At 59.0% G+C, this 25,249-nt stretch carries 20 protein-coding genes and 2 pseudogenes; 2 read left to right on the plus strand and 20 right to left on the minus strand.

Annotated elements, in window-relative coordinates:
- Positions 1 to 38: 38 nt before the first annotated feature.
- From B0G76_RS13065 to B0G76_RS13075, 3 genes are all read right to left on the minus strand, one after another.
- Positions 39 to 890 carry a transporter substrate-binding domain-containing protein gene (locus tag B0G76_RS13065; protein ID WP_120296350.1) on the minus strand — a complete coding sequence of 284 codons (852 nt, stop codon included), beginning with the start codon at positions 888 to 890 and terminating at the stop codon, positions 39 to 41.
- A gap of 74 nt (positions 891 to 964) precedes the next feature.
- On the minus strand, positions 965 to 1,741 hold the full coding sequence (locus tag B0G76_RS13070) for an ABC transporter ATP-binding protein (RefSeq protein WP_120296351.1): 777 nt from the start codon (positions 1,739 to 1,741) through the stop codon (positions 965 to 967).
- Between the two features lie 1,023 nt (positions 1,742 to 2,764).
- Positions 2,765 to 4,213, minus strand: a complete 1,449-nt coding sequence (locus B0G76_RS13075) for an MmgE/PrpD family protein (RefSeq protein ID WP_120292682.1) — start codon at positions 4,211 to 4,213, stop codon at positions 2,765 to 2,767.
- Positions 4,214 to 5,332: 1,119 nt separating this feature from the next.
- Here B0G76_RS13075 and B0G76_RS13080 point away from each other — a divergent pair.
- Positions 5,333 to 6,406 carry an NAD/NADP octopine/nopaline dehydrogenase family protein gene (locus tag B0G76_RS13080; RefSeq protein WP_120292684.1) on the plus strand — a complete coding sequence of 358 codons (1,074 nt, stop codon included), beginning with the start codon at positions 5,333 to 5,335 and terminating at the stop codon, positions 6,404 to 6,406.
- A 311-nt stretch (positions 6,407 to 6,717) separates the two neighbouring features.
- Positions 6,718 to 7,869, plus strand: coding sequence for a porin (locus tag B0G76_RS13085; protein ID WP_120292686.1), 1,152 nt, complete (start codon positions 6,718 to 6,720; stop codon positions 7,867 to 7,869).
- 1,730 nt (positions 7,870 to 9,599) lie between these two features.
- Here the strand turns inward: B0G76_RS13085 and B0G76_RS43745 are convergent.
- From B0G76_RS43745 to B0G76_RS13165, 17 genes and pseudogenes are all read right to left on the minus strand, one after another.
- Entirely contained in the window at positions 9,600 to 9,794 is a 195-nt protein-coding gene (locus B0G76_RS43745; RefSeq protein WP_259460567.1) for a hypothetical protein, read from the minus strand.
- A 56-nt stretch (positions 9,795 to 9,850) separates the two neighbouring features.
- Positions 9,851 to 10,189, minus strand: a pseudogene (locus B0G76_RS44800) (methyl-accepting chemotaxis protein); the annotation flags it as partial.
- A 4-nt stretch (positions 10,190 to 10,193) separates the two neighbouring features.
- Positions 10,194 to 10,460: pseudogene (gene pntA / locus B0G76_RS13095) on the minus strand (NAD(P)(+) transhydrogenase (Re/Si-specific) subunit alpha); the annotation flags it as partial.
- A 201-nt stretch (positions 10,461 to 10,661) separates the two neighbouring features.
- On the minus strand, positions 10,662 to 10,958 hold the full coding sequence (locus tag B0G76_RS13100) for an EthD family reductase (RefSeq protein WP_120292690.1): 297 nt from the start codon (positions 10,956 to 10,958) through the stop codon (positions 10,662 to 10,664).
- Between the two features lie 39 nt (positions 10,959 to 10,997).
- Complete coding sequence (locus B0G76_RS13105) at positions 10,998 to 11,729, minus strand: hypothetical protein (protein WP_120292692.1); 732 nt, start codon at positions 11,727 to 11,729, stop codon at positions 10,998 to 11,000.
- An 84-nt stretch (positions 11,730 to 11,813) separates the two neighbouring features.
- The gene (locus tag B0G76_RS13110; RefSeq protein WP_120292694.1) at positions 11,814 to 12,491 is read right to left on the minus strand and encodes a hypothetical protein; all 678 of its coding nucleotides are present in this window, start codon (positions 12,489 to 12,491) and stop codon (positions 11,814 to 11,816) included.
- A gap of 34 nt (positions 12,492 to 12,525) precedes the next feature.
- Positions 12,526 to 13,182 carry a c-type cytochrome gene (locus B0G76_RS13115; RefSeq protein WP_120292696.1) on the minus strand — a complete coding sequence of 219 codons (657 nt, stop codon included), beginning with the start codon at positions 13,180 to 13,182 and terminating at the stop codon, positions 12,526 to 12,528.
- A gap of 10 nt (positions 13,183 to 13,192) precedes the next feature.
- The gene (locus B0G76_RS13120; RefSeq protein ID WP_120292698.1) at positions 13,193 to 14,677 is read right to left on the minus strand and encodes an FAD-dependent oxidoreductase; all 1,485 of its coding nucleotides are present in this window, start codon (positions 14,675 to 14,677) and stop codon (positions 13,193 to 13,195) included.
- Positions 14,678 to 15,080: 403 nt separating this feature from the next.
- Complete coding sequence (locus tag B0G76_RS13125; RefSeq protein ID WP_120292700.1) at positions 15,081 to 16,013, minus strand: electron transfer flavoprotein subunit alpha/FixB family protein; 933 nt, start codon at positions 16,011 to 16,013, stop codon at positions 15,081 to 15,083.
- A 14-nt stretch (positions 16,014 to 16,027) separates the two neighbouring features.
- Entirely contained in the window at positions 16,028 to 16,777 is a 750-nt protein-coding gene (locus B0G76_RS13130) for an electron transfer flavoprotein subunit beta/FixA family protein (RefSeq protein WP_120292702.1), read from the minus strand.
- A complete protein-coding gene (locus B0G76_RS13135; RefSeq protein ID WP_120292704.1) occupies positions 16,774 to 17,025 on the minus strand; it encodes a DUF4148 domain-containing protein in 252 nt (83 codons plus the stop codon). The genes B0G76_RS13130 and B0G76_RS13135 overlap by 4 nt, the downstream gene beginning before the upstream one ends.
- 261 nt (positions 17,026 to 17,286) lie before the next feature.
- Entirely contained in the window at positions 17,287 to 18,576 is a 1,290-nt protein-coding gene (locus B0G76_RS13140) for an acyl-CoA dehydrogenase family protein (RefSeq protein WP_120292706.1), read from the minus strand.
- A 168-nt stretch (positions 18,577 to 18,744) separates the two neighbouring features.
- A complete protein-coding gene (locus B0G76_RS13145) occupies positions 18,745 to 19,431 on the minus strand; it encodes a TetR/AcrR family transcriptional regulator (protein WP_120292708.1) in 687 nt (228 codons plus the stop codon).
- 246 nt (positions 19,432 to 19,677) lie between these two features.
- The gene (locus B0G76_RS13150) at positions 19,678 to 21,021 is read right to left on the minus strand and encodes an FAD-binding oxidoreductase (protein WP_120296352.1); all 1,344 of its coding nucleotides are present in this window, start codon (positions 21,019 to 21,021) and stop codon (positions 19,678 to 19,680) included.
- A 178-nt stretch (positions 21,022 to 21,199) separates the two neighbouring features.
- Complete coding sequence (locus tag B0G76_RS13155) at positions 21,200 to 22,441, minus strand: thiolase family protein (RefSeq protein WP_120292710.1); 1,242 nt, start codon at positions 22,439 to 22,441, stop codon at positions 21,200 to 21,202.
- Positions 22,442 to 22,466: 25 nt separating this feature from the next.
- Positions 22,467 to 24,020, minus strand: a complete 1,554-nt coding sequence (locus B0G76_RS13160; RefSeq protein WP_120292712.1) for a class I adenylate-forming enzyme family protein — start codon at positions 24,018 to 24,020, stop codon at positions 22,467 to 22,469.
- A 46-nt stretch (positions 24,021 to 24,066) separates the two neighbouring features.
- Entirely contained in the window at positions 24,067 to 25,200 is a 1,134-nt protein-coding gene (locus B0G76_RS13165; protein WP_120296353.1) for a trans-acting enoyl reductase family protein, read from the minus strand.
- Positions 25,201 to 25,249: the final 49 nt, after the last annotated feature.

Raw genomic sequence — 25,249 nt, forward strand, 5'->3', positions numbered from 1 at the left:
TTGAGTTCGGCTATGCATAAACGACCGTATTCACTTACCTATTCCTTCGGCGAATTGTCGAAGCCGAACCACTTGATGGCAAGTCTGCGCAGGCTGCCATCCGAAACTGCTTCCCCGATCGCCTTGTCGAACATGGCGCGTAGTTGATCGTCATTTTTGCGAAATCCAGCGGCCACTCGGCTGCCGAACGGCCCGTTCGTCATACTGGGGCCAAATATCCGCAGGTTCTTGCCGTCAGGCTTGTCCATCAACGGCTTGAGGAAATTGAAGGAAACCATTCCCGCATCGATTCTCCCCGCCGTCAAGTCGAGCATCATGTTATCCGTGGTGTCATATGTCGAAAGTCTCACGGTCGGCATGAACTTCTTCATGAATGTCTCGAAGTTGCTGCCCACCTGTACCCCAACGGTTTTTCCTTTCAGAGCGGAGGTGATTTTTTTTATCGCTGACTCCTCATCAGCATCAAATTTGTCCAAATTCAGATTTGATGGCGATATCTTGACAGCGATTAGATCGCTCGCCGATGTGGCGACGAAAACCATCGGAGTGGTTACGTACGGTCTGGAAAATGAGATAACCTTTTCTCGCGAAGGTGTGATCCCTATTGCAGCCATAATTGAATCAAACCGACCGGACAAGAGAGAGGGAATTAGGCTGTCATAGGCCTGATCGACGATTTCGCACTGCAATCCCATCCGTCGGCACAAGTCGCTAGCTACATCGATCTCAAAGCCAACCATCTTGCCGCTCGTGTCCTTGAAGGCATACGGAGCATACGAAGCTTCGGTACCAATCGTGATTCTCTTGTACTCCTTGGCCATAACAGGGTCGCAGAGCATCAATGCAGCAGACAGCATTCCAATAAGCGCGCCGATTTTTAGGAACTTCATGAACATCTCCTGGACTATGTCCTATCTTCTTCGTTTTGCGATTCTCTGGATTTCAATATCGCGTTTGAAGCCGGTTAAAGTACACGCGAGAGAAACTCACGACATCTCGGCGATGCAGGATTTTTGAAAACCTCTTCTGGCGTCCCTTCTTCCTCAATGCGTCCCCTTTCAAGAAAGATCATCTTGTTGGAGACATCACGAGCAAAACCCATCTCATGAGTAACGACTATCATAGTGCGCCCCTCTTCCGCCAACTTCCTGATGACTTTCAGCACTTCTCCCACCAATTCGGGATCGAGTGCGGAGGTCGGCTCGTCGAAAAGGAGCGCAGCCGGCTGCATCGCGAGCGCACGCGCGATGCTTACTCGCTGCTGCTGCCCACCAGACAACTCGGATGGGTAACAGGCGTGCTTGTCCGCAACGCCAACTTTCCCAAGGAAATCCATTGCCCTATCGTGCACTTCGTTCTTTGGCAGCTTCAGCACATGGACTGGCCCTTCCATCACATTTTGCAGCACGGTCATATGGGACCACAGATTGAAGCCCTGGAAAACCATACCGAGCTGCATGCGCATCTGGTCAATTTTCTTGTGATCCATCCCGACGACGCGACCGGTTGTGTCGGTTTCCACGCTGATCTCGCGCTGCCCCACCGCGATGCGGCCTTTGGTAGGGACCTCCAGGAGATTCATGCATCGCAAAAACGTACTTTTCCCCGACCCAGAACTGCCAATTAACGAGATAACGTCGCCCCGCTCAGCCTGAAGCGAGACCCCTTTGAGCACTTCGTGAACGCCGTAACTTTTGAATATGCCATCGGCTATGAGCGCCGGTGTTTTATGGCCCACCATGCCGATCGTGGCTCCGCCCGCCTCTGGGGTCATTGACACCGCATGACCCGCAGATTGGTACGCCGATCGAAGCGCATTGACCACCTTCATCTCATCTCCTCATGACTGAACATCTCAGGCTTGACATTTATGTCATCCTGAGAAGAATTATCGTTATAGATATTCATTAAACGTTGTACTGCCTTGCGCTGTCCGGCCTTCAATGAACGCGATGGAAGCGCTAAGCACACTCGACGGACGAATCAAGGCGACCGGCCGGTCGTTCGCTCGATTTACGCCCGTCTCAGCGCCCAGAGATTGCGGGTAAGCTCAGAATACGTACGCCCAAATTGGGTGTCAAAGTCGAGTTGAGACACGATAGTATTCCTTCGGGTTATACATACCTCGCGTCACATCGGTCGTAGTTGCGGGTCGCACGAGCGCGTGTTGCGGTCGCGCCGCAAGAGTCCGGTCGCGTGGCCGCTCCGGATTTGGGCACACCGTCGCACGCCTCGGAAAATGGCCGCCTCCGGGCGCCAACACATCACAGAACCTTCCGTGATAGCGCCCCTTTTACTCTTCGGTCCATTTAACGATCGCTTGAGGAGTCGAATCGTTCCAAGGTTTTCATTTGCGTTCGGCCGATCGGCATGGCGCCCGCAATTTGACTGCGAATGTCATAAGCCACCGTTGATTCCCCTCTTGACGGGCGAAGTTAGGCGCTGGCTTGCCTCGGCTGCCAGCGCTGCGGCAATAATGCGGCGATGCGCTGGCCCTCGTGGGCAAGCGCGTGAGGATGTCCTTGAGATTGCGTGCGGTCTTGCCTATTGAGTGCGCGGAGCGTAGTAAGCCACCGGCCGATACGCGCGTCTCCGCCAGCGTTAAAGTGCACAAAGCTCGCACGCCTGTAGCCCCAGGCGGCATACCTATTTGCCCCTGAGATGCCCCTCTAACGTAAATACATCCGGTGTGTAGTCGAGCTTCTTCTTGTTGTCCTCGCCGATCCGCACGCATTTCATCACCGAAACGATGATGAGGTTAACCTCAATCGTTGAAGTTATCCCCCCCAGAAATCATATTATTGGAGCTTCTTAGGCATCCGGCACGCGCAATATTATTTTCGAGCGAAGTACTCATACAGACCTTTAACGGCTCCAGGTCAGCTTTTGAGCGCAGTTCTTCAACTGCGGCGAGCAGTTGCTCTTGCTGAACACCAGTGGCGTGAAACCGCGTCGCCGCAACGTACTTTGCCTTGAGTTCTTCCCAGGAGAGGGAGTCACCGGCTTCGCCGCGTGGCTCGGTAACCTCCGATACATACCGACGCCCCCCGCACACGATTGTGACTCGCGCGAGTGTTCTGGCAGGGAATTGTTTATCAAATTCGGCGTCGACCGTTAGCGAAACCTTCTTGGCGAGTGCGCTCACTCCCTCGTAAGTTAAGCAGTCTATCGTGAGGGGCAACAGCGACTCTCGCCCCGCGAGGGCGGCGAGGGCCACGCAATAAGGGATGCTGTACTGAACATCAACAAGGGTAGCTGGGCAGGTCTGATTCGCGATGCGCAGCGCCCCGCCGTACGTCTCGATGTCGATCGCCTCAATCGCCTTCGCGTCGAGTTGATATTGCTCGATCAGCCTCAGAGTCGCTTCCAAGGGCGGGTGAACGTGCCGACAGCAGCAATAGAGCTTGTAGTAGGCGTTGCAGATATGTAGAGACTCCCCGAGGGGCGATACGTCGGCAAACCTATAGAGCAGACCGCTGTCAAGTATATTCCGGGGACCGGTGAACCCGCCTTCTGCAAGGTCGAGCGCGAGCATCCCGGTCACTACGGACCATGGTATTCCCTCCTTAATGTCGCTGCTCTCCGGTGTTGGGAAGGAGAGCGGTGGCGCGCTCATGAACAACGAATTGGGCCCGCTTTCGCCTGCGATAGCCAACGCGTGCTCGACTACGCTGCACGGGACACACCTCAAGGCCGCGGCTGTTGCGACAACTGCGTAGGAAGACCACGTACCTGTCGTACCATATGTTGTACGGGCCGCAGCGATCGATACGCCGACTTCATAACCGATGACGATTGACGCAATCAAATCTTCCAGCCCGGCTCTCATTTCAGCCGCAACCGCAAAGGCCACCGGAATGACCGCCGCGCCCGGGTGCCCGCGCGCGCGTCGATGCCCGTCGTCGAGATCTAGCATCGACGCGGCCGCGCTATTCGCCCACGCAGCACCGACGGCCGAACTGCTCGTTCCCGTGAACCACATCGGTATATCGCCCGATCCCAGATATTTACATGCTGTCGCGCGAATCGCGACAACGCCTGGCTCGTTAGCCCCTGCCCCCACCGCGCATAAGAGGTCGAGGATGCGTTTTAGCGCAGATTCCCTGGCAACCCCGGACACCCGCTTACCGCGAGCTTCGACGACATAAGATGCAATACGATGAATCGTGCTTTGCTGCAGAGCAAGCTCGTCATCAGGCGAAGGATTGTTCATGACGCTCGAGAATTATGTGACGACCAAACGTGTGTAACGCACAGATCTATGTTGAAAATGATTGCACCGCGTGCGACCGCCCAAGGATCCGATGGAACCCCTGGTCGTCGCCACGGATACGACGGACGGGTCGCAACGTCTCCAAGGGGACTCGAAGCTTTGTCAATAAGCATGCGAGTACCTGTCCTGAAAAATCAGAATGCCGCTTTTCGCAAGTAACCCGAACCGACCATCTCTGGGAACAGCTAGGCTGATCTGCGACGCCCGACCGTCCTTAATAGCAATTGTGCGCTGATGCTACTGCCGATCCTCCCGATGCTACCTCGAGTGACGAGACATGTTAGGCGCGCCTCATCGAAAAATCAAAGTCCGCTTTTAAAACGTCAACATTCCAGAAGGTTATAGCGCTGCATTGCTTTCTCCCGAGCATTTTACGAAATGCAGGGTCTGTCGGCGAGTACATCGTCTCAGCATAAACGCCAGAAAGAGACGGGATATGTCGATGCACAATGACCGGGTCTGGGCGCGCAAGGAAGAGAGCTTGACCATACGCAAAACATCGCACTACGGACGGGATCCGCTTTTGTCCGGGACCGAAGCCCCTATCCACGCGCACCGTACCGAATGATGCACTGAGCTCGACGTCCAGCGCGGGAGATCACGGAGCTGCAAAACGTTGCTGAAACGTTGAAGACAAATGGCTTGGAGCAAAGGTGCGACGTGAACTGCCTGAGTTGCTCGCTTCCCTAAAAAGGAACTCTGCACCCATAACCTCCCAGAATACATCCACGATCAAACCCGACTTTGACACGAGATTTTTGCCTCTCTATTCTGAACCCCATTAACTTTTCTTCTCACTGGATAAGACGGAACGTGCCTTTGCTGCCGCAGTTTGATGCGGCCAATGTTTTCGCACGTATGAGCATCGCATTGAGCATCAAAACCCACCACACTCGATGTAGTTTTGCAGATCGATGCAATCTCATATGCGAAGAACGTCTAGGTGACGTTTCGTTTGCCCTCTCCTAAAAACGATGGGTTCGGGCTTGGGCTGAGAAATTTAGTACATAACCGCCTAGGTCGTGCACGGCCAGTGGACTATTTCAAGGTAGTAGGCACATGCAAGTGACAATCGTGGGAGCCGGTGCAATCGCTTTGGGTTATGCGGCGTATCTCATCCAGAACGGACATAAACCGAAAGTTTGGTCTCCATCGGGAGCCCGGACTGCAGACTTCGTTACTGGACTGCCCCTTCACGTGAAGGGTGCGGTCGACGGGCAGTTCTACTTGGAAGTCTGCGGGAAAGCGGAAGATGTTGGCGACGCCGATGTCATTATTTTGGCATTGCCGGCCTACGGATACCGATTCGTCCTCGACAGCATCATCCCTTATATCCGCGCACACCATAGCGTAATCATCAGCGCTCATCTCTCATTTGCCGCTCTCTACATTTCCCAGCGCCTTGTGGCGCGGGGGCTCGTCATCCCGATAGCAGCTTGGAGCACCACGGTGCTAACGTCCAAAACTCAGTCTGCGAGAGCTATCACGGTAGGCACGATCCGCGCCAAGGTCGACATGGCCGCATTTCCACCCCGCCATAGCCACCGGATTCATACCACTTGCGTTTCACTCTTCGGAGACCGGTTCGCACTGAAGGACGACATGCTGACGCTGACCCTCAGCAACATTAATCCGCAAGATCACATGGGTATTGCGCTAGCCAACTTGACCCGCATTGAGAAGGGCGAAAGCTGGAGCCAAAACTCCAATCTGACACCAACAGTCGGGAGACTCCTTGAGGCTCTAGACCAGGAGAGACTTACCATTGCAACAGCATTCGGAAAGTCAGTGAGAACAACCTTTGATCATTGCAGGCTGTCTTTTGGCGTGGTTGGTGACTCACTTTCGGAAATATCGGAGCAACTTGTCCGGCAAGGGAGTGATCCGCCCGGCCCGAGAGACATCGCCACACGCTACGTGCTCGAAGACGTGCCGTTCGGGTTGGTACCGACACTTCGACTCGCCGAACTGGCTGGGGTGAGAGCGCCCTTGCACGAGGGCGGCGTGGCAATTCTCGGCGCTTGTTACGGTCGGGACTTTGTGGCGGACAACGACATTCTTCCCGAGATTGGACCGCTTCAAATCGACACCCTCAAGAGGCTTGTAGTCGACGGCTACGCCGTTCCAACCTAGATGCCATTTACGTCCGGCGCTGCGCTCGAGGGGCGTCCGAGTCCGACGCCACCGACGCAATAAAAGCAGAAGTACTATGCCGAAAATCCAGACTTGGAGTTTATGAGAAACCAAAATGAAGATTAAAACGCTGCTGGTCGCCCTGTGCGCAACGGCCATTCCGTATGACCTAATTGCGAAGAAGTACTTCACGTTCGATATTTACGGCGGTTAATCGACGTCAACTGCCCAGCAAAACAGACCGCGTGCCCGACCCAGGGGTGCGCACAAAGTAGTAATCGGGACTCACAATATAAACTTCGGAGACCTTAATGAAAATGAAACTTCTTGCAGCTTTCGTGATGTCGGCCGCCGCAGCTCCCACAATGGCCCAAAGTACCGTGACGCTCTATGGTCTGATCGATGAAGGAATCAACTATACGAATAACGTCGGTGGCAACAAGCTTTTCGAGCTCCAGAGCGGTACGGTCCAAGGGAGTCGTTGGGGCTTGAAGGGAGCAGAGGATCTCGGCGGCGATCTCAAGGCAGTTTTCCAGCTGGAGAGCGGCTTTAATGTCAATAATGGCAAGCTCGGTCAGGGTGGCCTGATGTTTGGGCGACAGGCGTGGGTGGGCATCGCATCCAACCAATACGGGACGGTTACTCTCGGTCGACAGTACGACTCCGTCGTCAACTATCTGGCTCAAACGACGGCGAATGGCACATGGGGCGGGGGCATGTTCTCCCATCCCTACGACAACGACAACACGGACAACACCTTCCGCGTCAACAATACTGTCAAGTACACAAGCCCTGAGATTGCTGGCTTTAAATTTGGCGGCACGTACAGCTTCAGCAACGACACCAACTTCGCCAACAATCGCGCGTACAGCATGGGCGTCCAATACGTTATAGGTGGACTGCTGCTGGAAGCCGCCTATCTGCAGGCGAACAACCAGTCGTCCACCGCCGGTGGTGCAATCGGGAACAATCCCGCTGCGGATGAAAATTTCCTGGGGAACAAGCTGCGCATCTTCGGCGCAGGGGCAACCTACACGTTTGGTTCGGCAAACGTGGGCATCTCGTATTCGAATACCTTCGTCGCCAATCCGGTGTCTTCCGGATACGTCGGCAAGATTACGCCAGCCTCGGGCACGCTTTCCAACCTGCGTTACCAGAATTTCGAAATCAACGGCAAGTACCAGTTCACGCCAGCCTTCTTCGTCGGCGCGATGTATACGTACACCCCGAGCGGTTTCAATGCCACCACTGGAAAGCTAAAGCCGAATTACGAAACTGCGGGGCTGATGGCTGATTACTCACTGTCAAAGCGCACGGACGTATATGTACAGAGTGCGTATCAGCATGTCGGTGGTGACCGTACTGGCAGCGCCCTCGACTTCGCCTTTGTGCCGGTGGCCGATGACGTATCGTCGAATCGCAATCAGGTGGTCGCGCGCGTCGGCCTGCGTCACAAGTTCTAAGTGGCTCAGACCTTGTCAGGAATTGGCTGAACGCTGGATTCCGTAGTAAGGCGGTGGACCACTGGTTCCCAAGTCCATCGCAACCGAAACGCAGAACAGGGGTTGTGCTCCTCGGAGTTGGGCACCCGCATTGCGGGTGCCATTTTTTCACCGTATCAAGCTAAAGCTCGCCGGTATCGCGTTGAGTTTTGCCTTCGACGAGCTTTGCTTGTGAACGCTGGTCTAAATCCGACACTAAACGACGGCGTTCACACCTACTGATGGTCGATCTGTCGTCGCATTTGCGCCACACCTACATATTAGATTTTTTAAGCTGGCGGCGAATGAGTACATCGATGAGTACACGAGGAGACCAACGCCAGACAAATAACATTAGATATCAAATACATAGATGTGAAGTCCAGGTCCTCGCCTGGGCACCATAAAAATAGGTCCAGATCAGTTGCTGGATCTGATGTTAATGAAAAGCCCGCTTTGCGGGCTTTTTGTTTTTGGGGACGCTTGGAAGATGCTCCCATCCCACGATAAGCCGACGTCGAATGAGTACGTTTTTGAGTACATGAGAGTTCGAGTCCATGGAAGCGTACTCACCGCGCGCCGAGCATCTTTCCCGACAGCCGCGCGCCATATACGGAGACGGAGCCAAGTTGGTTCTCCACCACTATGCCGCGTAGGCCGACACGCCGCGCTTCGCGAGAACTCGCTGACGAACTGCTGCGCCGGCCAGGCGATCTCGACAATGCGTTCCTTTATCTCGCCACAATCGCAGCCGTCGACCACTGCTGCCCCTCCGACCAAGGTCGGCGAATATCTTGCAGGTCGGCCCTTGCGCTTCGTCGCGTAATGCTTCGACATGTTCTTTGCGAGATACCATTGGCTCATAAGCATCGCAAACGGCCCCTCTCCTCCAACTGCGGGCACTCAAGGGGAGACACTCCATGAACGATGTCGAAGACGCCGCCGACCACCTGCTACCGCGTCAGCGGTTTCGTACAACAGATCCTATCGCCGCTGCCCATCGTCATCTCCCCGGAATCGCAACCGGGGCGGCGGCCCTTTTGCGGGCGTCGAAACGGGGACGCACCTTGCGGCCCCAAAGACGGAAACGCGTTGCCCACCGATCGTTCGCAGTCTAGACGCGTGTAGCCAGATCGATGGCAATGACCGTGGGGTCCATTTGATTCTCCTTGGCGGCAGGACTGCCGAATCCGCAATGTCGCACGTTCCGGAAGCGAGACCGCGGCGCCGGACAGACCGTTAAGGCGGGAGGCGACCATTCCATCTAAAAAGTCCAAACCCGGACATTTAAATCTGGCCTCGACAATTGGTATGTTTGCAGGCGTTGTGTTTTTCGCGCATCCGGCGACGGCAGTTCAATGCTTCCGGCCGGATTCCGCGCAACAGAAACAGCCACGTGTGCGACGCAACGGTTCCTGTTGGTTTTTTCTTGGCAAAACATTATTCAGGCGTCGATAAACGCTGACATTGGCCATTCCCTTTGTCGCTCAACGCCTCGCCGTAGGTGCCAAAAATGTCGATTGTTGCGACGATCAAGTCATGCGGATGAACTGCGCGTCCATCTGGCCGTCGGGACCGGGCACGCGCCATCCGTTCGCCTGACCGGCTGGGTACGTGCTGGCAGAAGCGAATCAGGCCGATGACGGGTCACTTTGTCCTTTTTGCGAATGGACCTCCAATACGGCAATGGCGCGCCGCTGGGCGGCCACCTGCTATTTTAGCGAGGCCGCCGCTTCTGCCGCTCGTTGAACTACCGCCACGTTCTCGCGAACGACCTGGTCCATACGGCCCACGGCCTCGTTGACCTGCCTGATTCCCCCGCGCTGCTCTTCTGAAGCGTCGAAGAAATTGTCGTTGATCTCAACCACGCGCTTGACCGCTCCCCGAACGTCCACCATGGCCTGCATGACGCGGTCAGCATGCACGTCCCCCCCCCCCCGGAAATCGCCTCCGCCGAGACCCGGACCAGAACCTTGATTTCCTTCGCTGCGATAGCTGCGCGCTGCGCGAGGTTACGGACTTCTCCGGCGACAACCGCGAACTCCCGCCCATGCTCGCCCGCACGCCCAGCCTCAACAGCCGCATTCAGAGCCAGAATGTTCGTCTGAAAAGCGATGCCTTCGATGAGCGCGGTAATTTCCACGATCTTCGCCGACCTCACGGAGATGTTGTCCATAGTGCTTCTCATCTGCTCGACCGCGGCCATACTGGTATCGGCCGCGAGCGATGTCGCGTTGGCCAACTCCGCTGCCTGCCGCACACGATCCGAGTTACGTCGAACTGACAATATAAGTTCACCCATGCTTGCCGCGGTTTCTTCGAGCGACGCGGCTTGCCGGGGCGCGCACCTTGAGCACGATGTCGCTTCGAGTCCAGAGTTCGGCAGCCGACGCCACGACTTCGGCACCGGCCGCACGGTAGGCGTCATCGTCAAAGTTCGCGGCGGCGCCCGCACCGCTTTGCACGGCCACCGGGAACCCCAGCTTGATCAGTTTCTCGACCACCTCGGGTACCGTCGCTACGCGTCGCTCTCCGGTGGCCACTTCCAGAGGAATGCCAATCAGTAATGTCATAGGGCAAATTGATTGCTTACATTGGTACGTTCGTCGCGAGGATGCTCGGCCTGTGTTTTAGATTACCAGGCTCAATAATCACTGAAGCTTCCCTTGCAGGATGGGGTTGAGCGAGTCGACCGCCCGTTCAGGCATTAGAAAGCGCAGTCGTGCGATGCACGCCTCGCGGCAATGGCGAAGACAGGCCAGCCGCGCGATCGGTCAGTCGTCCGCGCAGAAAATTGTCGGCGTGATATTGGTAAAGTTCTTCACGTCGCCGATCACCTCGGCAGTTTTGGCGGATGAAAGGACCATATTGATCCCGACCTCATCGCTGAAACGCAGTATCGCTACGCATGCGAAGGGCTGCGGCTTTGGTGATGGAAACAGCACCTCGGCCGATTGCAGACCGAACTCACTCCAAGCCGCGCGGACAAGCGGGGCATGGGTCGAAAGGTAATACTCGCGGTCAAACGTCGCACCTTCTGCGCTCGGGTAGCTCACGATCAGGGTAGTCATATTCAATTCCGTGTTGAGATGTGTTTGAGAGTTATTGTTTCAGGTGGTTGCGCCAACGCCTTGCAAGCCTGCCGGCAACGTTCGTGCGCGGCGCAGCAACTGCCAGCCGAACAACAACATCCACAGCGGCAGAACCAGCACCACGACCATCTCGCTCGCATTCGAAAGCGCGTCGAGATCCGGAAAAAAACCGAACAAAAAGAAGACCCCGAAAGCCCAGCCGACGATTTTCAGCAGAATCGCCCCCTTCCAACCCGCCTTTTTGAGCACGTTGGCGGCAATCGGTGTCCAGAAGAGCACGAGGGGACCCTCAATCCACCAGAGGCCGTTTTGCGTCCCATTGGCTATCGCCGTCCATACCGCCGCCGCGGCGTTTCTCGTGGAATCGTCGCCGCCCGCATATAGATGTGCCAGTGGGTGAAGAATTGCAAACTGCATGACAGCGCCGGTCACGCCCACCACGACGTACAGCACGACGGCCATCGCCACCATGTTGCCGAGTGCGCCCAACTCCTCACGAAATGCGTGCACAAAGTATCCACCGATGGCGAGGAAGGGCAGGTAGAAGCCGAACACGTCGGCAGCCATGCACCAGCGGAACAGGTCGCGGGTGTTCGGAGGCAATGCCAGCATCGACGCACCGTGCAGCACCATATCCGCATCCGGGCCGGTCACCGCCACCGACAATCCAACATTCGCGTACGCCAGCAGGCCGCCGATGATGGCACTCCAGGCAGTGAAGCGCATTACCCTGCGCGAGGTCTGATTCATCACAAATCTCCCTGAGAAACGTTCAGCGTTGCCCGCGTTGGACGTCCAGTTGCATCGGAGCGCGGCAACAGCGAGGGCTTTTGCTCAATTACCGTATGGAACGGGGTTATTTGACGCGACACTCCCGCTTCGGGCACGCTCCAGGGCGCAATAGCCGTAATAGATCGCCGGCATGAAGTAGGCCCACGTGCACAGCGCAAGCGTGAAGAAATTGAGCACGACGTTGGTTTCCTCTCCAGGGATCTTGTAGAAGTCGTAAATGCCGGCAATCGTGAGTGATGTCACCAGCGCCCCTGCTACCCCCAACGCTTCAAGCATTGCGCCGATGTTCAGCAATCGCTTGACGAAATAAGCGAGATAGATCGACAGCCAGATCCACATCGCCAGATAGTAGTAAGGCAAAACGCCGTCGATGAAATCCGCCCCCACGAGGACGAATGTGAGCGCAAAGGAAGCGACGAATACCGCGACGTCCTGGCGAATTGACGGCTTGTAGCCGTGCGTAATCGCCATCAGACCCGCGACGGCAATGATCGGCATACCGAATCCGCGAGAAAACGCATCGAAAAAGTGCGCTGCCTCATAGGAAACTGCATTGCCGGTGGCAAAAAATCCAATGGCGTTCGTAGCCGAGGTACCGACGATCCACATCTCCAGCCCGAGAAGATAGTTTCGTTTCCTGACGATCTTCCAGCCGTAGAAAAATGAGCTCACCGCCAGCAAGGCACTAGAAAGCATAAGAACTAAAGATCTGAGGTCCATCGCTAAACTCCCAATTCCGGTTGCATCTGATTGGTCAATTTTTTTTCGGGTCAAGGCTTGCCAGATAGCTGGCGATGGCCTTGCGGTCTTCCGGGGAAAAGCCCGTCACAAGGTTTTTCATGACGCCGGTGGGCTCGCTGCGGGCGCTGGAAGCGAACTCGTCGAACTGCGCGAGCAGATAGTCGTATCCCTGACCAGCCAAACGCGGAAACTGGTCGTGACCCGTCAATTGGGCACCGTGACATGCAACACAGTTGCCCGCGGCCACCAGGTGCCGCCCCTTCTCGCGGAGTTGTGCATCCGGCTTGAAGTAGCGATTCGCGATAGGGGTCACACCGGCAAAATATTCCGCCAGCGCTTTGATCTGCGGATCGCTCATCGTCATCGCGAGAGGCCCCATGTTCGGGTTGCGCCGCGCCTCACTAGCGAAGTTGTGAAGCTGGGTTTCCAGGTAAGGCGCTGGCTGCCCCGCCAGGCTCGGATACCCCTGATGGAGCGAATTGCCTTTGACTCCGTGACAGCCCATACAGACATCGGTCACATGCGGCCAGGCGCCGCCATCAGCCAGGTAAGCCGTGGTCGACGTCGTGATATAGCTCTGAAGCCGGTAAAGACCCAGCAGATCGGCACCGAAAATGGCCAGCAGCAAGACAACAACTAGAGGAATGCCAATCAATAGGTTTTTTTTCATCGTTGCCTTCCTACGCCTGACGCAGGACATTCAGCGCCTGAAGCGCGCCATGGCGGCCCGAGCGCACGGCGCCATCCATGTAGCCGGCCCAGATGTTCGCAGTCTCCGTCCCCGACCAGATCAGCTTCCCGCACGACGGGCGCAGCGCCTCGCCGTGAGCACTCCAGAAGCCCGGCGGAATGGCGGAAACGCAGGTCAAGGTCCAGCGATCCACCCGGCCCCAGTCCTGATCGTGGTAGGCGATGGGCGACAGTGCTTCGTCACCCCATGCCTGCGCGTAGAACTGCTTATGCATGGCCATTGCCGCGTCCCGCTCGGACGGGACCATCGCATTCTGGATGAACGCGTTGATGACCCCGATCTCGCAGGCGGGAGGGGAATTGTCGTAGGCCCAGAGGATCGGGCCATTGACCTGGAAGATGCTGCCATTCATGCCCTTGTCGCGCCAGAATGGACGCCGATAGACCATGGCCGTCTTCCGCGCCGGGGAATGCGCGGGCCAGGCGCGCTGCAGGGCAGCGCGCTTTTCTGGCAGGGGTGGATCGAATTGCACCTGATGACACAAAGCCGGATGGATGGCCATGATTACGGTCCGTGCCCGCACTTCGCCAAGGTCTGTGTGCAGGGTGACGACGTCGCCGTCCCATCCGGAAATCTGGTAGACCGGAGAAGACAGGCGCACCCTGTCACCCAGTTGCTCGGCCATCTTGATGCTGAGAATTTGCGAGCCGCCGATGAAGCGGGTCTCCTGGGCGCTGTGCTTGATGCTGTCGAGCTGCGAGTAATCGCAATCGGCTGAATTAACCATCGAAAGGAAGTGCAGCATCCCCATCTTTGCTGGCGCCGCGCCGCCCGAAAGAGTAATGCTGCCATTCCATGCAACCTGGTCTTCAGGCTTGATATCCTGCTTTTCCAGCCAGTCACCTACCGAGAGCTTGTCCAGTTCGCCGGCCTTCGGGGACGTCCACGGTGCGCCACAAGGCACGTCGCGCGAGAGCCTGCTGAGCTCTGCCCCGATCGCCTCGTCGGTGCCGAACGTGCCCTTCAGATCGACTGTCACGCGACCGTCGCCGCCCAGAATGACCGTATTGCCGTCATAGTAAGTCGGGAAGGTCCCGACACCCAGTTCGCGTGCGAGATCCGCGACGGCGGTCTGGCCAGGCCCGATCCATTGCCCGCCGACTTCCGAAACGTACCCGCCGGGGATGCTGTAGTTGAACGTTCGCCCTCCCACGCGATCCCGTGCTTCCAGCACCAGAAAGGATTCGCAGCCCGCCTGGCGCAGATCTCGCGCGGCGGTCAGTCCGGCCAGCCCCGCTCCTATGATGGCGACGTCGAGAACGCCGTCCGCGCCTGGCGCGGCCTTGGTGACTGCGGCATACGCCTGTTGGGTGCCCATGGCGAGCGTACCCACGGCAGCCGAGGCACCGGCATATTTGAGCCATTGCCTGCGCTGCAGGTTTGCAGTGCCGTCAGGGGAAGATTTTTTTGCCATAGTGTCTCTGTCTACGTGATGAAGGTCCCCGCTGCTCGCAGGTCACCGAACCTGCCCCGCTCAGGCGCCAGACCCAATATCCGGTCGATACACGGTGCTGCGCAGCTGCTTTGCATTCCTTATTCATAACCATGCGCGAGCCTCTTCGGAGACCGTGAGATCGGCTGCTTCAGCGGCTCTTTAATTGTACATACAACCAAACATAGGTCATGATACCAAGATAAAGTCAAAAAAAATAAAGGGTTTTCCTCTGTATCTTCAAACATGTCTCGCGATGTTTCACTTTCGCACGCCCCACCGGGCACCGAAACACCGCGTCATAGAAAATTTCGACGATCCTGGCAAGTGAGCGGGATTACACCAGCGTGCGCCCGGCATCACGGGCGCACCTCCGGCTGGGCGCTCAGATTGACGACGCCAGCTCCGGCACGACAGTGAACAGATCGCCCACGAGGCCGTAGTCGGCCACGTTGAAGATCGGTGCTTCTTCGTCCTTGTTGATCGCCACGATCACCTTCGAGTCCTTCATGCCCGCCAGGTGCTGGATCGCGCCCGAGATGCCCGCCGCGATGTACAGCTGCGGAGCCACGATCTTGCCGGTTTGACCGACCTGATAATCGTTCGGCACGTAGCCGGCATCTACCGCAGCACGCGAAGCGCCAAGAGCCGCGTTGAGCTTGTCCGCCAGCGGCTCCAGAACCTTCGTGTAGTTCCCGCCGCTGCCCAGACCCCGGCCACCCGAAACGATGATCTTCGCGCTCGTGAGTTCTGGACGGTCGAGCTTCGTGACTTCGCGGCCGACGAATTGCGAGAGGCCACTGTCTGCTGCCGCGTCGAGCTTTTCAACCGCTGCGCTGCCACCTTCTGCTGCGACTGCATCGAATGCCGTGGTACGGACCGTGATCACCTTGATGGGGTCTTGCGACTGAACCGTCGCAATCGCGTTACCTGCATAGATCGGACGCTCGAACGTGCCCGATGAATCGATTGCGGTGATGTCGCTGATCTGCGCGACGTCGAGCTTCGCTGCGATACGCGGCGTGACGTTCTTGCCCGCTGCCGTGGCCGGCGCGAGGATGTGCGAGTAGTTCTTCGCGATGCTCAGGACCGTCGCTTCGACGTTTTCGGCGAGGCCCACTTCGAGTTGCGGTGCGTCGGCCAGCAGCACCTTCGAAACGCCGGCGATCTTCGCTGCTGCGTCGGCGGCGGCCTGGGCGTTGTGGCCCGCGATCAGCACATGCACGTCGCCGCCGATCTTCTGTGCGGCAGCCACGGTGTTCAGCGTCGCAGCCTTGATGGTTGCGTTCTCGTGTTCGGAAATAACCAGATTCGTCATTTCTCTCTCGCTCCTCACAACACCTTGGCTTCGGTCTTCAGCTTCTCGACCAGCGTCTTCACGTCGGCGACCTTCACGCCTGCGCTACGCCTGGGCAGCTCGGCAACCTTCAGGGTCTTCAGACGCGGCGTGACATCTACACCCAGATCCGAAGGTTTGATCGTTTCCAGCGGCTTCCTCTTCGCCTTCATGATGTTCGGCAGCGTGACGTAGCGCGGCTCGTTCAGGCGCAGGTCGGTGGTCACAACGGCGGGCAGCTTGAGCGACAGCGTTTCCGCACCGCCATCGACTTCACGCGCGACCGTGGCCTTACCATCGGCGACGGTGATCTTCGAAGCGAAGGTGGCCTGCGGCAGGTTTGCCAAAGCGGCGAGCATCTGGCCGGTCTGGTTCGAATCGTCGTCGATAGCCTGCTTGGCGAGGATCACGAGCTGCGGCTGCTCTTTATCGGCGAGCGCTTTCAAAAGCTTCGCCACGGCAAGCGGCGGCAGGTCTTCATTCGACTCGATGAGGATCGCGCGATCCGCTCCGATCGCGAGCGCCGTGCGCAGCGTTTCCTGAGCTTGCGCGACACCAGCGGAAACGGCGATGACCTCCGTCGCCACGCCTGCCTCCTTCAGACGCACCGCCTCTCCCACGGCGATTTCGTCGAACGGGTTCATCGACATCTTCACATTAGCGATATCGACACCCGTTTCGTCAGACTTCACGCCGACCTTCACATTGGCATCCACGACCCGCTTCACCGCCACCAACAGTTTCATTGCTGCTCCTCGTTCAATCCATTTGTGCTGCTTACGCTCGTCGCCGGAATGATCCCTTTTGCCTTCCACACCTGTTCCATGCGCAGGAAGTTTTCCCGGTTAGGCGTCCTCGTCGCGGCACTGGGCGGATAGTCAACCCAGCGCGGCAGACGCATCCCCTCCTCTCCGGCCTGCAGGAGCTCGGCCCGGACTTGCGCCCGGGTTTTGCCCGCGCCGGGCTGACGTCCGTGACCGGGCGCCCGTCCAATCGAGCCGCATTGGTCTGCGCACCCGGATCATCCGGCACTCGATTCGAGACGGACACGGAATGCGACGTCGTCTGCTCGGGCGTGCGAACGCCGCCGCCACGCGCCTAAGCCGAAACGGCGACGGCCGTTAGCGCAGCCGCGAGAACTGCACGACTCAATATGGCGGTAGCGTTCACGTCGCACTTCCAATCAATAAACGAATTCGAGCCAAGATAGACGGTGCATCAACGCGAGGCCAATACAGCGGCGCCGACGGTCTGGTTACTCCTTCGTCCACCCGTTCTGATAGAGCTTTCCTGCCAGGACACCCAGACGCAACGTGAGGTGGTAGTTCTCGCCGTCTTCGATCAGCGCGGAGCGCACATCGCGGAACAGCTTCTCGATCGGGAATTCGCGGGTAGTGCCGTTGCCACCGAAAAGCTGAAACGCCTCGTGCGTGATCTTCATCGCTTCTTCGGTCACGCTGACCTTGGCCTGGGCAGTCGCATACGGATGACTCTTTGGAGACAGACGCGAGAATGCGAGGCTGCGTCGCGCAATCGCACGCGCCATCTCGAGGCGCCGCAGCATCTCGCCCACGCGCAGTTGCGTCATCTGGTGGTCGATCAACAGCGCCCCTCCTTGCTTGCGCTCGTGGCAATACGCCAGCGCGAGTTCGAACGCGGCGCGGGCCACGCCCACGAACACCTGGCACATGTGCGTCCCGGCGAACGACCAGATAGAGGCAAGATTGCCCAGATATTCGTCCTGCAGTGCTATGGCGAAGCGCTTGGGCACCTTCACATTGTCGAAGTAGATCTCGCCCTGCGGCAGCGAGCGCTGGCCAATCTTGTCGAGCGGCTTGCCGCGCGAGATACCCGGCAGATCGAGCGGAAGAATCATGCCGATGCCGTTCGTGAATGCACTTTGTTCCCCGGTGCCATAGAACCCATCGCCATAATCCGCCGCCATGTACGCGAGCGCCACCTGCGCGACTGAGCCGTTCGAGATCCACGCGGAACTCTGCCCGTTGATGACGATTTCATCCGTACCCACCCTTGCCGTGAGGTTACCCACCGGCTGCTTGCCGCCCGCGCTGATCTCATCGCGGTAGAGGATCGCGGCATCGGTGCCACGGTCGGGCTGAGTGTTCATCCAGCAACCAATCTTGCCGGTGCACATGTCGATGAGCTCCTGATTACCGATCGACTGCGCCATCATCAACGGAGCGGGCGCCACGCCGATCGAAACGGCAAGCCCTGCATCACCCCAGCCGAGTTCTTCGCCGATCAACGATTCAATGCGCACCGCCATGTCTGGCGGAAGCTGCGCAAGCAACTGCGGATCAAGGCCGAGTTTCGCGCTCTCCATCATGGCCGCCCAGTACGGCGAGCCGGGCGCGATCACTTCCTCCGGCGTCATGCGGTCGAGTTCGCGGCCGACGGGTTTCAGCACGTCGCGCGCAAAACGGTGAACCGTATCCTGGATCGCACGCTCCTCCTCGCTCATCGGCGTTTCGAAGCCGCTCAATCCGGCCAGCGGCAACCCTACAGACGTGTGCAGTCGAATCATTTCGGTATTCCTCCTCTCGTGGATGCATGTCGACCGGACTGCCTCGCAGCCCAGTCATCCAGCTTGTAGATCAACGTACCAAACATAGGTAACAATACAAAACAAAAGGTGAAAAAAAAAGACAGGGTATTCCCCCGTCCTTTCTTAGCCGGCATGGCACCGTGGCTGCTAGGCCGTCTCGGCGTCCACCGTCTTCCCCCACACCAGGTTACGCGCGGTCTCGAAGTACATCGCCTCGAACCCTCGCATGTACGCGCGCTTGCTGCGCGTGGTGCCCAGATGAAGTGTCATGCCGTCGACCATCGAAATGAGCAGCACGGCAATATGTGCACTCTCGGCCGCCCCACGCTCCGGATTCACGGCGCGAATGAGCTTGGCAAGTTCGCTCGTCAAGGTGTCGTACCACTCGTCCCGCATCTGTCCGCATTCGGGATCGGTAGACGCAAACGAAAAGAAATGCCACCACAGCGGGATGTTCTTCGCGTCCTTCGCGTCCTGTAGCCCCAGATCGAGAATGGCTTCGATCGCCGCGCGCGGCGAGGCATTGCTCTGGAGCGCCTGTTTTAGCGCATCGAGATACGTGTCGATTACAGGCGCCATGACCGCCCGTAGGACGGCAGGCCGCGTCGGGAAGTAGTATTGGAGGTTGCTGACACTGATTCCCGCTTTCAGGGCGACGGCGCGCAGCGAGAAGTCCATGGGGCCACTCTCGAGCAGGAGCTTCCTTGCCACACGAATAATGGCATTGCGCGTACGTACGCCCTGGGCTCGCAAACCGTCGGGTGCGGTTCCCGTGGAGGGTGCTGCGCCCGACGTGCGCCGCTTACGGGTGCTTGGCTCTTTTGGCACTGTCATCGCTTTCCGCCTTGAGTGAGGTAGACGCCTCGCCGAGGAGAGGCAACGCGGTCACACGAACCGCTTCCTAGGTAAACATGACTATACCTTACACGAGGCTGAACATCCATATGGCGCACCGCAGGGTTCGAGCCCCCTCCTCATCGCCTCGATTTACAGGAGCCAATCGTCGAGCCACTCGCCCAATGCCCCAATCGGGCCAGGTCGAGGTACGTTCGCTGCAGGCGTCCCCTGGCGCTACGCGCGTTATGCACGCAACACCTGCGCCGCGCGCACCTTGTCGTTCACGCGGTCGTCCAGCGCGTTCGTCACGCCCAACGCCCCATTGATGACGCACCATCGCAACGGCTCGGGCAGCGTGGATGGCGTCTTGTGATCCAGCGCCAAAAGGAGCGGATTTTCGGTGCCGTGAATGCGCCCGGCAATCATGTTGCCCACCATCGACTGCGCGGCCACACCATGCCCGGAGCACCCGGCGCTGTAGAAGATGTTCCGATGTACCCCCGTTGCCCCGACGACTGGCAGCGCGTCATTGGCCAGGCTGATATAGCCGCTCCAGCACGCCCGCAGCGCGATGCCTTTGAGGGTCGGGAAGCGGTCATGCAGAGCCGTGCGCAGCTCGCGATACGACTCGTAGTCGGGCACGTTCGGCGTTTTGGAGCCGTATGGGTAGTGGATACGCTTCGTCGTCACCACGAGTGTGTTGTCGACGGTCAGGCGGTGGCTTTCCATGGTCCAGTGTGCCGTCACGATGCCTTCGCGTCGCGGCCAGCCCAACGCCTTGCGCTGGGCATCGGAAAGCGGCTCGGTCTCGATCGCCGAAACTCGCAACGGCACGACCTTGTCTGCAAGCAGGCCGAGCTGCGGCGTATAGGCGTTGGTCGCCAGCATCAGAGCCGGGGCGCTCGCACTGCCTCGCGGGGTTTGCACCTTGATGACCGGTCCCTCCGTGTAAGAGAGCAGCGGCGTATTCTCGTAGATTTTGACGCCCGAGCGCAGCGCCGCGCGCCTGAGCCCCATCACGTACTTGCCGGGATGGAGCGTGCCGCCGCGCGACACGTAGTTGCCAAACAGAAACGCCGGCGGAATGCCACGAGCACGCATCTCAGCCTGATCGAGAAACTCTGATTGAAAGCCCAACCCGGCGCCGGTTCGCATGTCCTCGCGCACCTTCTCTTCCTGCGCAGGATCAATGCCTGCACGGATAATGCCGGTCTGGTTGTAGTCGCAGTCAATCTCGTACTCTTTGAGCTTGCCCTCCACGAAAGGGACGGCGTCCTCGTAGTAGCGGACGATCTCCTTCCCTTTTTCGTTGCCTATGCTCTTGAGAAAAAGATCGTACTCGAGCGCGAGTGCGCCGGCCAGATAGCCCGCGTTGCGTCCACTTGCACCAAAGCCGGCAAACTCGCGCTCGAGTACGATCACTTTCGCTCCGTGCCTGACCAGTTCCAGCGCAGCCGACAGCCCGGCAAACCCGGCGCCGACGATGACCACATCCGCGCTCGCGTCGCCCACGAGTTCCGGCTGCATGTCGCCCGGCCTTTCAACCCAGCCGCCAAGCGCGCGGTACTTCTCCATGTCAGCGGTCATTCTGGCCTCCTCCACGGGTCCAGGCGATTCGACGCGTGAGCATTGCGTGGCCGCCACTGCCGGCACCACCACGGCTGCGGCCGCCGCGCCCTTGATGAAGGTGCGGCGGCTGACTCCGGAACGCGAGCCGTCTTGTTGTCCTGCCTGTGCTTCCGTTGTCTCGCTCATGCTCGCTCCATCAAGTCTTGCTCAGAATGTGTACGGCAAGCGCCGCCTCTTCGATGCCCTGAAATCCGCCGCCGTTTTCCTGAATTGCGTGCCGCGCGCCGGATACCTGACGCGCGCCCGCTTCGCCGCGCAGCTGAGTCACCAGTTCGTATAGCTGACCGATTCCCGTCGCACCCAGTGGATGACCTTTCGATTCGAGGCCACCGGATGTGTTGATTGGAATGCGCCCCCCGAGGGTGAACTCGCCGTGCTCGGCTGCGGGGCCGCCCTGGCCGATCGGGACCAGTTGCAGATTTTCGGCCTGGATGATTTCCCCCATTGCCGACGCGTCGTGCACTTCTGCGACATCTATGTCCTCGGGGCCGAGGCCTGCCTGTTGATAGGCCTGCAGCGCCGCGAGGCGGCCGATATTCTTCTCCGGCTCGTCGGCTCGTCGATGCGTGAAGCTGCGGATCACGCTCGCCGCAATCCGGATGCAACGCTCGTGGTCGGCGCCGATGCGCCGCAGTCCCTCCTTGGTGCAGAGGATCGCCGCTGCCGCACCGTCCGTGACCGGCGCGCACATCGGCAGCGTGATCGGATACGTGATCGGCGGTGCCGCAAGCACTTCATCGATCGTGAACGGCTGGCGGAACTGCGAATACGGGTTGTGCACCGAATGCAGATGGTTCTTCGACGACACGGCGGCGATCTGGCGTTGCGTGGTGCCGTAGATCTTCATGTGATACCGGCACAGCGCGGCGTAGACCGACATGAAGCGGCTATAGGGCCGATCGGACTCTGATCCGGGCGGCGGCTCCATGCCTTCGCCGAGCTTCATCAGGCTGGCGAAGTTCTCGTCGACGCGCGACACGTCCCAGCCCGCCTCGAAGAGAGCGAATGATTTCGCCTTGTCCGCTACGTTCATCTTCTCCGCGCCGAGCGCGAGCGCCACATCGCAGGCGCCCGACCGAAGTGCCTGGGCTGCGAGATGCACCGCGGTGCTGCCCGATGCGCAGGCGTTTTCGACGTTGTAGACCGGAATGCCTTCAATCCCGATCTTGCTGAACACGACCTGCCCCGGAATTGACAGCTGGCCCTGCAGCGGCCCGTTGGTGATGCCAGCATAGAAAGCCGCGCCGATCGCCTCTGCGCCACAGCCCGCATCCTTCAATGCTCCGCGTAGCGCTTCGCCCGCGAGATCGTCGATGCTGCGCTCGAAGTGCCGGCCGAACACGGTCATCGCAATGCCGGCGATGTAAATGTCGCTCATGGTGTTTTATCTCAACGTTGCTGACTCAGATCCGACGGGTTTGACCCTGCCAGTACTGCTCGCGCAGATCCTTCTTCAGCACCTTGCCGGCCGCGCTGCGAGGCAGTGCCGCGACGAAGTCCACAGTCTTCGGTGCCTTGATCGAGCCGAGCTTCTCCTTGCACAACGCCACGAGATCTTCGGCATTGACGCTCTGACCCGCGTTGAGCTCCACCACCGCCTTCACGGCCTCCCCCCACTTTTCGTCGGGCACACCGATCACCGCGCAATCCTGCACCGCCGGATGGGCCCAGATCACCTGCTCGACTTCGCTCGGATAGACGTTGAAGCCGCCGCTGATGATCATGTCCTTCTTGCGGTCGGTGATGTTCAGATACCCTTCGGAATCCAGATGACCGACGTCGCCCGTGTGCAGCCAGCCGTCGATGATCGTTTCCCCAGTCTTCTCCGGCGCCTTGTAGTAGCCCTTCATGACGAGGTCGCCGCGCACGCAGATTTCGCCGGTCTCGCCCTGCGGCAGGATCTCGCCGCGATGGTTCATGATTTCGACGCGGATCAGCGGGTTGGGCCTGCCGACCGACGAGAGCCGGCTGTCCGGCGCAGGCTTGCCGTCGACGAAGTGCTCGGCAGGCGTGAGATAGGAGATGGACGCCGGGGCTTCCGTCTGTCCGTAGCCGCCCGCCATGATCGGACCGAACACTTCGATCGCGCGCTTGAGCTTCTCCACCGACATCGGCGCGGCGCCATACAGGAAGCACTTGAGCGACGAAAAATCCTGGTCCTCGATGCCGGGGATATCGAGCAGACGGTAGATGACCGTCGGCGGCAGGAAGAACTCCGTGACCCGATGCTTCGCGATCGCCGCGAGAAGAAGCGCCGGCTCCGGCTTGGGCAACACGACCACCGTGCCGCCGCGCGCGGTGCACGGCAGCGAGAGCATTCCCGCGGTATGCGTCATGGGCGCGGCGGCGAGATTGACCGGACGCTCCACGCCATACGGAAACGCCATCATGAACTGCGCGAAGTAGGTTTGAAACGCGCGATGCGTGTTCATCACACCCTTCGGCAAACCCGTCGTTCCACCCGTGGCCGAAAGGGTCACGATGTCGTCCATGTCGTAATCGACGCGCGGCTCTGTCGCAGGTTGTGCCGCGCTCCACTTCTCGAGCGACGGCGCCCACGGCAGATCGGCATCGATACAGATCCAGAGCCTGACCTTGGGCAGGCTGGGACGCAGCGCTTCGATCGCCGGTGCGAACGCCTGATGAAAGAACAGCGCTTCGCAATCGAACGCGTCGAGGAGGTACTGGTTCTCCTGCGGCGCGTTGCGCCCGTTCACCGGGATCCACACCACGCCCGCACGCCACAGCCCCAGCGTGCAGGTCCATGCCGTGACGTCGTTGTCGGCCCAGACCGCTGCCTTCGCTTCCTTTTCGAAGCCGGCGGCGAGCAGGCCGTTGGCGATGCGGCACGACAACGCGTGCACCTCATCGAACGAATAGCCACGCTCGTCCTGGATATACGCGATGCCGTTGGGGTTGATGTGCCAACCGCGGTCGAAGAAATCAATGATTGCCATATCCCATGTTTCCCTGAATCTGTGCTGAATCTGCTCGTCGCGGCGCTTAAAGCGGCGCGACGGTCGCGCGCGCGAGTCCGCGCTGCTCGAGGAACCCGAGCAGATAGCGATGCCCGAATGCCTTGGAACCCGAAGCGAAGCCCACTTTCGCAGTCTCACCGTCGAGGAGCTTGATGGCCGCGGCCGTCTGGATGGCGCCAGTCGCGATGTATGGCGTAATACCGTGCACGGTCGCGCGAACGGCCGAAAGCTGGCCACGGCCGATCGCGAAGTCAACAGTGCGATGAAGCGACGTGCGTTCGCGCGGCGGCATAGCCGGCGTGGTCGAATCGACGAGCTGTTTAAGCACCCCATCCTGCTGCTCGCGCGGCAAGTTCGCATACTCGGCGTCCCATTTCTGTCCGAGCGCATGCACCATCTGCATCGCATTGTTGTCGTAGAAGCCCACGCAGGAAACACAGCTGCGCACGCGCGGATCGTGCTCGAAAGACACCGGCAGCGACGTACCGCCCCACGGCAGCGCGAACACTGGCTGAAGGAAATCCGGAGAGGCGATGGTGAACGAAGCGTGCCTGTCATGCGGCATCAGCTTTTTTTCCCACAGATAGCAGGCTTCCTGACGATAGCCTTCGAAGATCGTCGCGGTGGAGCCCACGCTCACACCGGCGCCGGCGCCTCGCGGGCCGCGCGTGAGCGTGGCGGTCTCCAGCGCATCGATGCCCGGTGTTTCGAGCGCCAGTTCGGCGGCGATTTCGGCGAACGTGTACATGTAGGCATTCGACGGCGACACCAGCAGCCCGGCCTGCCGGAACTGCTCGCCGAACTGTTCGCGGACCTGACGGATATAGTGCTGCTCACCAGTGGTGTCGAGGTAATGGCAGCCTGCCTTGAGCGCCGCTTCCACGGCAGTGAGGCCGAAATTGAAGAAAGGCCCGACCGTATTGCACACGACCTTTGCACCGCGAAAGGCATTCTCGAGCGAATTCACGTTGTGCTCGGCCTCAATGACTTCGTAGTTTGCCGATTCGAGGCGCACGACCCGCTGCGCCATCATCTCCTGCGTACGCTTCGCATTGCGCGCTACGGCGGTGAAGGGAATGTCCTGGTCGATGAGCCAGTCCATGATCAACATGCCGGTGTAACCGCTTGCGCCATAAACGACGACGGGATGCTTTGCCATGCTTGTCTCCTGAAACGTGATTGGCCGAATGTTGCGTCTGACAAATGCC

Origin of the sequence: Paraburkholderia sp. BL23I1N1 (assembly GCF_003610295.1) — a bacterium.
GTDB lineage: Bacteria > Pseudomonadota > Gammaproteobacteria > Burkholderiales > Burkholderiaceae > Paraburkholderia.

Coding starts and splice junctions, on each gene's coding strand:
- B0G76_RS13070 (WP_120296351.1), bottom strand. CDS start 1,741: ATGGTGGGCCATAAAACACCGGCGCTCATAGCCGATGGCATATTCAAA.
- B0G76_RS13125 (WP_120292700.1), bottom strand. CDS start 16,013: ATGACGAATCTGGTTATTTCCGAACACGAGAACGCAACCATCAAGGCT.
- B0G76_RS43745 (WP_259460567.1), bottom strand. CDS start 9,794: ATGCAGGCCATGGTGGACGTTCGGGGAGCGGTCAAGCGCGTGGTTGAG.
- B0G76_RS13140 (WP_120292706.1), bottom strand. CDS start 18,576: ATGATTCGACTGCACACGTCTGTAGGGTTGCCGCTGGCCGGATTGAGC.
- B0G76_RS13110 (WP_120292694.1), bottom strand. CDS start 12,491: ATGGACCTCAGATCTTTAGTTCTTATGCTTTCTAGTGCCTTGCTGGCG.
- B0G76_RS13065 (WP_120296350.1), bottom strand. CDS start 890: ATGAAGTTCCTAAAAATCGGCGCGCTTATTGGAATGCTGTCTGCTGCA.
- B0G76_RS13115 (WP_120292696.1), bottom strand. CDS start 13,182: ATGAAAAAAAACCTATTGATTGGCATTCCTCTAGTTGTTGTCTTGCTG.
- B0G76_RS13105 (WP_120292692.1), bottom strand. CDS start 11,729: ATGAATCAGACCTCGCGCAGGGTAATGCGCTTCACTGCCTGGAGTGCC.
- B0G76_RS13100 (WP_120292690.1), bottom strand. CDS start 10,958: ATGACTACCCTGATCGTGAGCTACCCGAGCGCAGAAGGTGCGACGTTT.
- B0G76_RS13080 (WP_120292684.1), top strand. CDS start 5,333: ATGCAAGTGACAATCGTGGGAGCCGGTGCAATCGCTTTGGGTTATGCG.
- B0G76_RS13075 (WP_120292682.1), bottom strand. CDS start 4,213: ATGAACAATCCTTCGCCTGATGACGAGCTTGCTCTGCAGCAAAGCACG.
- B0G76_RS13120 (WP_120292698.1), bottom strand. CDS start 14,677: ATGGCAAAAAAATCTTCCCCTGACGGCACTGCAAACCTGCAGCGCAGG.
- B0G76_RS13145 (WP_120292708.1), bottom strand. CDS start 19,431: ATGACAGTGCCAAAAGAGCCAAGCACCCGTAAGCGGCGCACGTCGGGC.
- B0G76_RS13130 (WP_120292702.1), bottom strand. CDS start 16,777: ATGAAACTGTTGGTGGCGGTGAAGCGGGTCGTGGATGCCAATGTGAAG.
- B0G76_RS13165 (WP_120296353.1), bottom strand. CDS start 25,200: ATGGCAAAGCATCCCGTCGTCGTTTATGGCGCAAGCGGTTACACCGGC.
- B0G76_RS13160 (WP_120292712.1), bottom strand. CDS start 24,020: ATGGCAATCATTGATTTCTTCGACCGCGGTTGGCACATCAACCCCAAC.
- B0G76_RS13155 (WP_120292710.1), bottom strand. CDS start 22,441: ATGAGCGACATTTACATCGCCGGCATTGCGATGACCGTGTTCGGCCGG.
- B0G76_RS13150 (WP_120296352.1), bottom strand. CDS start 21,021: ATGACCGCTGACATGGAGAAGTACCGCGCGCTTGGCGGCTGGGTTGAA.
- B0G76_RS13085 (WP_120292686.1), top strand. CDS start 6,718: ATGAAAATGAAACTTCTTGCAGCTTTCGTGATGTCGGCCGCCGCAGCT.